At 53.2% G+C, this 9052-nt stretch carries 13 protein-coding genes and 2 tRNA genes; 4 read left to right on the top strand and 11 right to left on the bottom strand.

Annotation, left to right across the window (positions count from 1 at the left end):
- Positions 1–468: 468 nt before the first annotated feature.
- Positions 469–987, top strand: a complete 519-nt coding sequence (locus ACTF5M_RS10905; RefSeq protein ID WP_438961008.1) for an AAA family ATPase — start codon at positions 469–471, stop codon at positions 985–987.
- A 77-nt stretch (positions 988–1064) separates the two neighbouring features.
- Positions 1065–1604 carry a GNAT family N-acetyltransferase gene (locus ACTF5M_RS10900; RefSeq protein WP_438961007.1) on the top strand — a complete coding sequence of 180 codons (540 nt, stop codon included), beginning with the start codon at positions 1065–1067 and terminating at the stop codon, positions 1602–1604.
- A gap of 210 nt (positions 1605–1814) precedes the next feature.
- Here the strand turns inward: ACTF5M_RS10900 and ACTF5M_RS10895 are convergent.
- From ACTF5M_RS10895 to ACTF5M_RS10845, 11 genes are all read right to left on the bottom strand, one after another.
- A tRNA-Phe gene (locus tag ACTF5M_RS10895) sits at positions 1815–1889 on the bottom strand.
- A 92-nt stretch (positions 1890–1981) separates the two neighbouring features.
- A complete protein-coding gene (locus ACTF5M_RS10890) occupies positions 1982–2185 on the bottom strand; it encodes a DNA gyrase inhibitor YacG (RefSeq protein WP_438961006.1) in 204 nt (67 codons plus the stop codon).
- Positions 2185–3216 carry a ribonuclease E/G gene (locus ACTF5M_RS10885; protein ID WP_438961005.1) on the bottom strand — a complete coding sequence of 344 codons (1032 nt, stop codon included), beginning with the start codon at positions 3214–3216 and terminating at the stop codon, positions 2185–2187. The genes ACTF5M_RS10890 and ACTF5M_RS10885 overlap by 1 nt, the downstream gene beginning before the upstream one ends.
- Positions 3213–3791 (bottom strand): Maf family protein, encoded by a 579-nt coding sequence (locus ACTF5M_RS10880; RefSeq protein ID WP_438961004.1) that lies wholly within the window; start codon positions 3789–3791, stop codon positions 3213–3215. The genes ACTF5M_RS10885 and ACTF5M_RS10880 overlap by 4 nt, the downstream gene beginning before the upstream one ends.
- The gene (gene infA, locus ACTF5M_RS10875) at positions 3791–4009 is read right to left on the bottom strand and encodes a translation initiation factor IF-1 (protein WP_007205486.1); all 219 of its coding nucleotides are present in this window, start codon (positions 4007–4009) and stop codon (positions 3791–3793) included. Before infA ends, ACTF5M_RS10880 begins: the two co-directional genes overlap by 1 nt.
- A gap of 311 nt (positions 4010–4320) precedes the next feature.
- Complete coding sequence (locus ACTF5M_RS10870) at positions 4321–4719, bottom strand: low molecular weight phosphatase family protein (RefSeq protein WP_438961009.1); 399 nt, start codon at positions 4717–4719, stop codon at positions 4321–4323.
- 65 nt (positions 4720–4784) lie between these two features.
- On the bottom strand, positions 4785–5264 hold the full coding sequence (locus tag ACTF5M_RS10865; RefSeq protein WP_438961003.1) for a UPF0262 family protein: 480 nt from the start codon (positions 5262–5264) through the stop codon (positions 4785–4787).
- Entirely contained in the window at positions 5261–6574 is a 1314-nt protein-coding gene (gene hisD / locus ACTF5M_RS10860) for a histidinol dehydrogenase (protein ID WP_438961002.1), read from the bottom strand. Before hisD ends, ACTF5M_RS10865 begins: the two co-directional genes overlap by 4 nt.
- A gap of 95 nt (positions 6575–6669) precedes the next feature.
- Complete coding sequence (locus ACTF5M_RS10855) at positions 6670–7146, bottom strand: DUF2948 family protein (protein WP_438961001.1); 477 nt, start codon at positions 7144–7146, stop codon at positions 6670–6672.
- Complete coding sequence (gene murA / locus ACTF5M_RS10850) at positions 7143–8414, bottom strand: UDP-N-acetylglucosamine 1-carboxyvinyltransferase (protein ID WP_438961000.1); 1272 nt, start codon at positions 8412–8414, stop codon at positions 7143–7145. The genes ACTF5M_RS10855 and murA overlap by 4 nt, the downstream gene beginning before the upstream one ends.
- 15 nt (positions 8415–8429) lie before the next feature.
- On the bottom strand, positions 8430–8585 hold the full coding sequence (locus tag ACTF5M_RS10845) for a hypothetical protein (RefSeq protein ID WP_438960999.1): 156 nt from the start codon (positions 8583–8585) through the stop codon (positions 8430–8432).
- 89 nt (positions 8586–8674) lie between these two features.
- Between ACTF5M_RS10845 and ACTF5M_RS10840 the strand changes: the two genes are divergently transcribed.
- Together ACTF5M_RS10840 and ACTF5M_RS10835 are read left to right on the top strand one after the other, a co-directional pair.
- A tRNA-Thr gene (locus tag ACTF5M_RS10840) sits at positions 8675–8749 on the top strand.
- Between the two features lie 61 nt (positions 8750–8810).
- The coding region (locus ACTF5M_RS10835; RefSeq protein WP_438960998.1) for a DUF6538 domain-containing protein at positions 8811–9052 on the top strand (242 nt) is incomplete at its 3' end.

The raw sequence follows: 9052 nt of genomic DNA, 5'->3' as shown, positions 1-9052 counted from the left end.
CTTCCATAGAATTAGAGGTGCAGTCTCCAAAACCAACTCGACTAGTTTGTGTGGTTGAGTAGGTTGCAGGCTGCACACCATACGGCTCAGAAGGCACGCAGGCGGCACAAAAGGCAAAAGTTGAAAGTAAAACAGTTTTTAGATTGGCTCTCACTTTATACATTTTTCGCCACCTGTTGAGCAAATTAAGATTTTAGCAACATGCCAACCGCTTATGCAAAAATCAATGCTCGACCAATCCCACCTAGGGCGTTTCAGCTCGCGCCGATACACCCGCACCTCGCCGTCCAGTATCAGATGTGTATCATCCCGCAGTTGCCGTATGTCATGCTCCTCAGCACAACACTACGGCAGAGCACACCAACAAGTCTACGGAAGTGTGTTCGGTTCGCAGCTCAGCATTAGGTCGTGACTTGCAGGGAGAACGGTTCGCTGTGCATATTTAGTGTCATTTGTGGACCGTGCAATTTGGAGTTTTTTGATATGCCATCTGCCTTACCAACTCTTCATTTATTTTGCGGTAAGATCGCTTCGGGTAAATCAACATTAGCCAAACAGCTTGGGAGGTTAGAGCAAACCGTTATGATTGCTGAAGATGACTGGCTAAACATTCTTTATGTTGGAGAGATTTCTTCACTTTCAGATTATGTGCAGTCTATGGCAAAGCTTCGCAAAATCATTGGGCCTCACGTTGTATCATTATTGAATTCGGGTGTTTCAGTTGTTCTGGATTTTCAGGCAAACACAATTGAATCTCGGAAGTGGATGCGGGACATCTTGGGTCAAGCAACTGCGGCCCACAAACTTCATGTGATGGAGGCCTCTGACGCGGTTTGTATTGCACGACTACATGAACGCAATCAGCAGGGTGACCATCCTTTTGCTGCAACAGAAGATCAGTTTGAGCAAATTACCAAGCACTTTGTATTACCTTCTTCAGAAGAAGGGTTCGATATAGTGTTACACAGGTCTGGCGATGCGCCTTGATTGAAGCAAATCTGTGTATATCCCGTAGCTGCTATTGAATGTATTGATGCTCAAAACTTTGCCACGGAAGAGCGCTGATGAATTTTACAAAACTTGCTATTTCTAGGTCTGCAGAAATCACAGCGCTTTTTGAGAACACGTTCTCCGCATCAGAGGGTGCGGAGGAAGGGCAAGCAATAGGTGACTTAACTCGTCGAATTATGGCGAAAACGGCTCTGGAGGATTTGTATGTATTTGGAGCAACTTCGGGAGCCGATATTGCTGGAAGCATTATGTTCACACGACTGACATATCCGAACTCTGATCAAGTAGTATTTGTTATGGCTCCTGTTGCTGTTGCATCTACAGTCCAAGGGCAAGGCATTGGGCAGAAGTTAATTGTGTTTGGACTTGCAGAGCTAAGAGCGGCTTCAGTGGATGTTGTTGTGACGTATGGAGACCCCAGCTATTACACCAAGTCTGGATTTAACGTCATAACCGAAGATCAGATTGCAGCGCCGTATAAGCTGCAATTTCCCGAGGGCTGGTTAGCTCAAAGCTTAAACGGTAAGCCCTTGCCTAATTTAGCAGAGCCTTGCCGTTGTGTGGCCGCATTTGCCGACCCGCAATTTTGGTGAGCATGGCTTGTGTGTCCCAAGCCATGTTCGCCCAAAACTCCGCCAACACAGTGTCCGCAACAAAGCTGTAGCCAACACTGTGTTCAACACCGTGATTCAGAAGTCAAAATAACGAGTAACACGGCAAAAAGTGTGTGTTTGGTGTGTTTTTGAAAAACACAACTTAAGCGTGTATGGCGCTCGACTAAGTCATTGATATTACTTAATAAATGGTGCCCGGGGGCGGAATCGAACCACCGACACGAGGATTTTCAATCCACTGCTCTACCCCTGAGCTACCCGGGCACGGGATGGGGTTGAACCCCTAGGGTGGCGCCGTTCTAGGTCAGGCATCAGGTGGTGTCCAGCGCCTTTTTGCCCAATTGTGTATTTCACAGTCATTCGCGCTGGTGAATGTTTTTCGCAGCCCGCTCGGCTTCGATTTCAAGTGCATCTACGATCTGATCCACGTCATCTGGATCCGTGCTGGCAATTGCATAATCACCGCCAAGCCACTTGGCCAAATCGATGTCGGCACAGCGCTTGCTGCAAAACGGTTTGTAACTTTTATCCGCGTCGCGTTTGCAGATAGGGCAGGGCATCAGCTGTCTCCGAGAAGCACGTTAAGGGGGAGGCGTTCGCGTTTGCGTTGAATTTCAAAGTGGCCAAGCGGCGTCCACCCCACAAGGGATGTTTCGATTGGATCGCTCTTGAACGCTTGGCGAAGCGCACCCTCAACTTGTCGCCGGTCGGCTTTGGTCATTGGGGCGAAATCGATTGTGATCTGTCCGCCAAGCCCGCGCAGTCTAAGTTGCCTCGCCAGCTCTTTGGCGGCCCAAAGGTTAGCTTTCAGCCCTGATGCGGGCGATGTGTCTGCTCCGGTGTTTACGTCCACGGCGACCAAAGCACGGGTGGGTTCGATGAACATCGTGCTTTGGGCAAACCGTACGTCGATGTTGGTTAGCCCGTCCAATTGATCGAGAACGTTGCAGTCTTCAAAGCTGCCAGATTGCTGGGCAACTTCAGCAGGTTCGGTCCACTCGCGCCAAGCCAACAGATGTGGCTGATCCCCTTGCGACAAGACAGCAGGCGCTTCGGCTTCGGATGCTAAAACCGTATCCGCCGCAGTCAACATTGCGGCAATATCTTCAGCGATGTCATCGTCATCCGCGCCAAAACTGGCCGAGCGTAGGATCACGCCATAGGGGGCATCCCCGGCCACGTCGTGCAGGATTGTTTTGAGGCGAACGCGTTCTTCTTCGTCGCGTATCTGGCGGCTGATGTTCAGCCCCTGCGCGGAAGGGGTTACAATTGCGTAGCGGCTTTTGAAAAGCAGTTTCGCCGTCACGGGGATGGCTTTGCCGCCTTCCGCGTGTCCTGTGACCTGAACCAATATACGGGCCCCTTGGGCGATGCCTTTGGTGCCGCGCAAAAATCCTTGGCCGTCTGGTGTGCTGACGAAGATGCCGCCTTGGCCTTTGACGGGGCGGTCTGCGCGCGCCGCGTAAATGGTCCCAACAGTTGGCGTTCCGGCGGGAGGTGCGATCAGGATATCGTCAAGGCGTCCGTCGACCAGCAGTGCCGCGGCTTCGATGCCGTTGAGGTGATCAAGTGCAATCTGGCGACCCTTCATGAGGCGGCTCCGTAAATTGGGTAGCCCGCTGCTTCAAGCAACGCGGCAGTTTGTGCAAGCGGCAAGCCCATGACGGCAGAGTAGCTGCCAGAAATCCACGGGATGAATGCTCCAGCAGGGCCTTGAATGGCATAGCCGCCGGCTTTTCCTTGCCAGTCATCCGTATTGAGGTAGGCCGTGATCTCTGGCTCAGAAAGGCGTTTCATTCGCACGTCTGTTACAACATCGCGGGTCCAAAGTCTGTCGGTTGTCTTGACGCTGACTGCCGTGATTACTTTATGACGACGGCCCGAAAGAAGGCGCAGAAAACGCTCGGCCTCATCGCGGTCCTCAGGCTTGCCAAGAATGCGGCGGCCAAGGGCAACGGTTGTGTCAGCGCAAAGGATAATTTCATCTTCAGCCGCAGCAAGAACGTTAGACTTCTCAACAGCCATGCGCATGCAGTAGGCGCGAGGTTGCTCGGCCTTTAGCGGTGTTTCATCAATGTCTGGTGAGCGGGTTTCGGTGACCGACACACCCAACTGCCCCAGCAACTCGCGCCGCCGGGGACTGCCAGATCCGAGGATCAGCTTCATTATTTGAAGCGGTAGTTGATCCGACCCTTGGTCAGATCATACGGTGTCATCTCTACTTGGACTTTGTCTCCAGCCAGAACACGGATGCGGTTTTTGCGCATCTTGCCTGCCGTATGAGCGATAATTTCATGGCCGTTTTCCAGCTCGACCCTGAATGTCGCGTTCGGCAAGAGTTCCTTAACGACACCTGGAAATTCGAGCAGTTCTTCCTTAGCCATGTTCACTCCTGTAATGCGTCCGCCCTGTGCGAACACGGCACGATATGATGCAGCGCCGCGCTGTTTTCAAGGCGTTTCTGAAATGTGACCATAAAGAGCGTCGAAACAGCGAGTTATCTGCGGAATTAGCACGTTGTTGTATCATTTATGCATGAAATTTACGTGCGACTTGTCGAAATTTATGCTGCTGCATCGTAAGAGGATACAGCTTCTGGGGGGGATTTCAGCTTAGGTAGTCGTTTGCTTGGGTTTGTTCCTGATAACAGGCTGAAGAATTGGCGGCTTTACGTGCGTATGCTCAGCCGCTGATCTTACTCTGAAACGACAGGAGCACCCCAATTATCAGTCATGTGTTTGATGATCTGGTCACGGGCCGCGCGGTAATGTTCAAGCTTTTCGTTGCGCTGGTCACCCATTCCGGTCGGGTCCATGATGGGCCAATACAGAACCTCAAGCGCATGGGTGCGGGTCAGTTCAAGGGCTGCACGTTGGGATGCAGGCGACAAGGCAACAATCACATCAAAGCTGCCCAAATCGTCGCCCCATTGCTCCATTTCATCAAAAGAACGGGCGCGGTGGCGTGACAGCTCGATCCCCATTTCCTCGCAAACGGCAACTGTAAAGCCGTCTATATCCATGTCAGATTTGACGCCTGCTGATTGCACGTATGTTTCATGGCCGTAGAATTTTTTCATCAACCCTTCGGCCATCGGCGAGCGGACCGCGTTGTGGTCACAGCAAAACAGGATCGAAGTGGGAAGGTGCTGTTCCAAATCTATCGTCCGAAATGCAAGACGCAGATAAGCGTAAAAAGGCGGCGGGCTGTGTCGTTGTCGACGTCTGCTTTGCCGTCAAGCCTGTCTTTTAGCACGCGTGCCCCTTCATTGTGAATGCCGCGCCGTGCCATATCGATCGTTTCAATTTGGTGGGGAGGCAGGGTTTTGACTGCCTCGAAATAACTTTCGCAAATCTGGAAGTAGTCTTTCACAACCTGACGAAACGGCCCGAGAGACAACAAGAACTGTGCTGCTGGCTCAGAGTTGGCAGTGGTCAGGCTGAAGACTAGCCGCTTTTCCTTGATCGATAGATGCAAGTTATAGGGGCCAGCTGGAACATCGCGGTCGTCGCGCGCGGGCAGGGCAAAACTGTTATCCTCCAACAGATCGAACATTGCTACCTTGCGCTCTTGCTCGATCTCGGGCGTGGGCGGGGCAAGGTTGCTGTCGTCCAAATCTATGGCAGCGATATGGCTCATTCAGGTTGCGGCTCGTTTAGGTGATCAAGGCGTGCCTGCACAGACAGACCATGGGCTTGCAGGCTTTCCGAGGTTGCAAGGCGAACCGCATTGGGGCCAATCGCACGCAAGGCCACGGGGGTCATTTTCGCCAGTGTCGTGCGTTTGACAAAGTCCATGACGGACAGGCCGGAACTGAACCGCGCGGAACGCGCTGTGGGCAGAACGTGGTTTGGCCCGCCGATATAATCGCCGATCGCTTCTGGGGTCCATTGGCCCAAGAAAATAGCACCTGCGTGTGTGATCTTGGCGGCAAGTGCGTCAACCTCTTCGACGCAAAGTTCAAGGTGCTCAGGCGCGATACGGTCTGAGAGTTCTGCAGCCTGATCAAGGTCTTTAACCACTATAATTGCGCCGTAATTGCGCCAACTGGGCGTGGCAATAGCGGTCCGCTCAAGTGTCTTTAGTTGCGCCTCAACTTCGTCGGCTACAGCCTGACCAAATTCAGCATCATCGGTGATCAACAGACTTTGCGCACTCTCGTCATGTTCGGCTTGTGATAGCAGATCAGTCGCGATCCATGCGGGATTGTTGTGCTTATCGGCGATGACCAAAATCTCTGATGGACCGGCGATCATATCAATGCCGACTTTGCCGAACACACGACGCTTTGCAGCCGCGACAAACGCGTTTCCGGGACCGGTAATTTTATCGACAGCGGGAATGGTTTGCGTGCCGTACGCCAAAGCAGCAACTGCCTGCGCGCCGCCGATGCGGTAAATTTCATCAACACCTGAAATACGTGCGGCCAACAACACCAACGGATTGATGATGCCATCGGGTGTGGGGACAGTAATCGCAAGACGGCCAACACCGGCTACTTTTGCGGGCACCGCGTTCATCAATACCGACGATGGGTAAGAGGCCAAGCCTCCGGGCACATAAAGCCCCGCTGCAGATACAGGTGTCCAACGCCATCCAAGGGTCGCGCCCGTGTCGTCTGTCCAGCTTTCGTCTTTTGGCATCTGGCGTAGGTGGTAGGCACGAATGCGTTCAGCGGCCATCTCAAGGGCTGTGCGGTCTGCATCGCTTACTTTGGCTATTTCGGCATCAACTTCATCCGTGCTGATCGCAAGGGTATCGGGTGTCAAATCAAGCCGGTCGAACTTGGATGTCAGCTCAATCACCGCTGCGTCGCCGCGTTTACGAACATCTGCGATAATGGCCGCTACAGCGTCATCCACATCCACACTGTCTTCGCGCTTTGCGGACAAAAGGGCGGTAAAGCGCGTCTCAAAGTCAGGGTCTGTGTGGGTCAAAAACTGGGGCATGTGATATGTCTATCTTGTTGTCCTGTGCGCCTCAATACGGACAGACGCGCGATTTTCAATTGGTGAGCCAGATCGGCAAAGGTGAAATGAAGGCATTATTCGGGGTGATGCGGTGCGTCTTTCGCGGCTGCAACATAGGGGCGTGTCACGTCGCGCAGGCTCACCTCTATTGCCTCAGCATGCAGTGAGATAGCGCCGTCACCTGCAAGCACAAGCGTCAAGATCCCTGCGCCGTCATCACCCGCTTGCCATTCAAGCGCCAAGGGGGACAGGATTTGTTCTTTGTCCGCACGGTCGATCCCCATTGAGGACACCTTCAGAACATCCTCTACGGCCAGCACCGATTGAACACGCTCAAAGGCGCGTCCACGTTTCTGGGCTTTGGGGGCGTCTTCCCAACGGAACCGGTTGAGCAGAATAGCAAAGCGACGCTTGCTGGCTTGCCACACCATTTCTGACGCTGGAAACACAGCGTCTTGAAGTAACGCCGATATCACTGGAATATCTTCGGGTGTTTGCCCCAGTAGGCGAAGGGGCTTTTCTGCCCCGTCTTCAAAACGCGCGTCGCTCATGCGCCTTGTACACGCTGAACGTTTGCGCCGATGGCGGCTAGTTTCTCTTCCACATGCTCATAGCCGCGATCAAGGTGATAAACGCGGTTCACAAGCGTCTCACCTTGGGCCGCAAGCCCCGCCAGAATAAGCGAGACGGATGCGCGCAAGTCGGTGGCCATTACTGGTGCGCCTTTAAGGCTGTCTACGCCAGTAACGCGGGCAACGCCCCCCTGTACGTCGATGTTGGCCCCCATCCGCACCAACTCTGGGGCGTGCATAAAGCGGTTTTCAAAGATTTTTTCTTCCAAGACAGATGTGCCGTCCGCAAAGCACAACATCGCCATCATTTGCGCCTGCAAATCTGTTGGGAAACCGGGGAAAGGTTCTGTGGTGACGTCAACGGCTTTGGGTCGATCCCCGCGCAGGCTAACTTTCAGGCCGTTTTTTGTCTCAGAAACGTTGACGCCTGCTGCATCCAGCTTCTCGGCGAACGCGCCGACCAAAGCCAACGTGCCACCCAGACATTCAACCTCGCCGCCCGCGATGACAGGCGCCAGCATATATGTGCCAAGCTCGATCCGATCGGTGACAACGGGGTGGGTCGCGCCACCAAGACGCTCAACGCCCTCGATCGTAATGGTTGATGTACCGTCGCCGTCAATATACGCGCCCATGCTGCGCAGACAAGTCGCTAGATCAACAATTTCAGGCTCGCGCGCAGCGTTGTTGATAACAGTGGTCCCTTTCGCAAGGGTCGCGGCCATCATAATGTTTTCTGTGGCACCTACGGATGCAAACGGAAAATCAATGACAGCGCCTTTGAGCTTTCCTCCGTCCGCCTTGGCGTGCAAATAGCCGTCCTTGAGGTCAATCTGGGCGCCCATTTTGGCCAGACCATCTGTGTGAATATCCATCGGACGCGCGCCGATAGCACAGCCACCAGGCAAGGATACAACTGCATGCCCCTCACGGGCCAATAGCGGGCCAAGCACCAGATTGGAGGCACGCATCTTGCGCACGATATCGTAGTGCGCGGTGGTGTTGATCGCGCCGTGGGTCGACATGGCAACAACTTTGCCATTCTGCAGGCTGGTTACTTCTGCGCCGAGACTTTCCAGTAGCGTTGTCATAGTCTTGATGTCTGACAGACGCGGGGTGTTGGTCAGTGTCAGTGGCTCATCACTCAGCAGCGTGACCGGCATCAGTGTCAGTGCTGCGTTCTTCGCGCCAGCAATCGGGATTTGTCCAGCAACAGCACCTCCGCCCTTTACCAAAATACTATCCATCGGGGTGTCCTATCCTCAATCGCCCGTCTGGGCTTTTTCATCCGTGTCTGATGCGCGCGCACGAGCCTGCGCCTTGCGGCGGCTCATGTTTGCTTTCAGCGCAGCTTTCAATCGCGCGTCACGGGCTTGTGCGGCGTTTTTGGCTTGGGTTATTTTTTGTTTATCGCTCATATCAAGGGGCATACCGCAGTTGCCAAAAAGGGTCCAGATTGCGCTTGCACGATTTCCCAATTGCTCGTAAAGACGCCTCACTTTACAGCGCTGCTGTAGCTCAGAGGTAGAGCACTCCATTGGTAATGGAGAGGTCGAGAGTTCAATTCTCTCCAGCAGCACCAACACTCCAATTAAAGCATTGTAATACCTCACTAATTCGACTGAACGAGTGAGCCGTAGACCATGCTAACTACCAAGCTGAACAGCTACACCTTCAACAAGAACGGTATCTGGTATTTCTCCCGTAGAGTTCCCGCTGATTTGCGTAGGCATTATCGTACAAACAGGATTGCTTACTCTCTGAGGACTAAATCAGTCAGGGATGCTCGTATTAGGGCGATGAGTGATGCTGCTAAGTTAGACAGGCATTGGCATATCCTGAGGATTTCATCTGAAGACCTTCCAGGTAAGCATTTGCTCACTGA

The sequence above is a fragment of the Nereida sp. genome (genome assembly GCF_965655635.1).
Taxonomy (GTDB): domain Bacteria; phylum Pseudomonadota; class Alphaproteobacteria; order Rhodobacterales; family Rhodobacteraceae; genus Nereida.
This window is presented reverse-complemented; position numbering and strand designations above follow the sequence as displayed.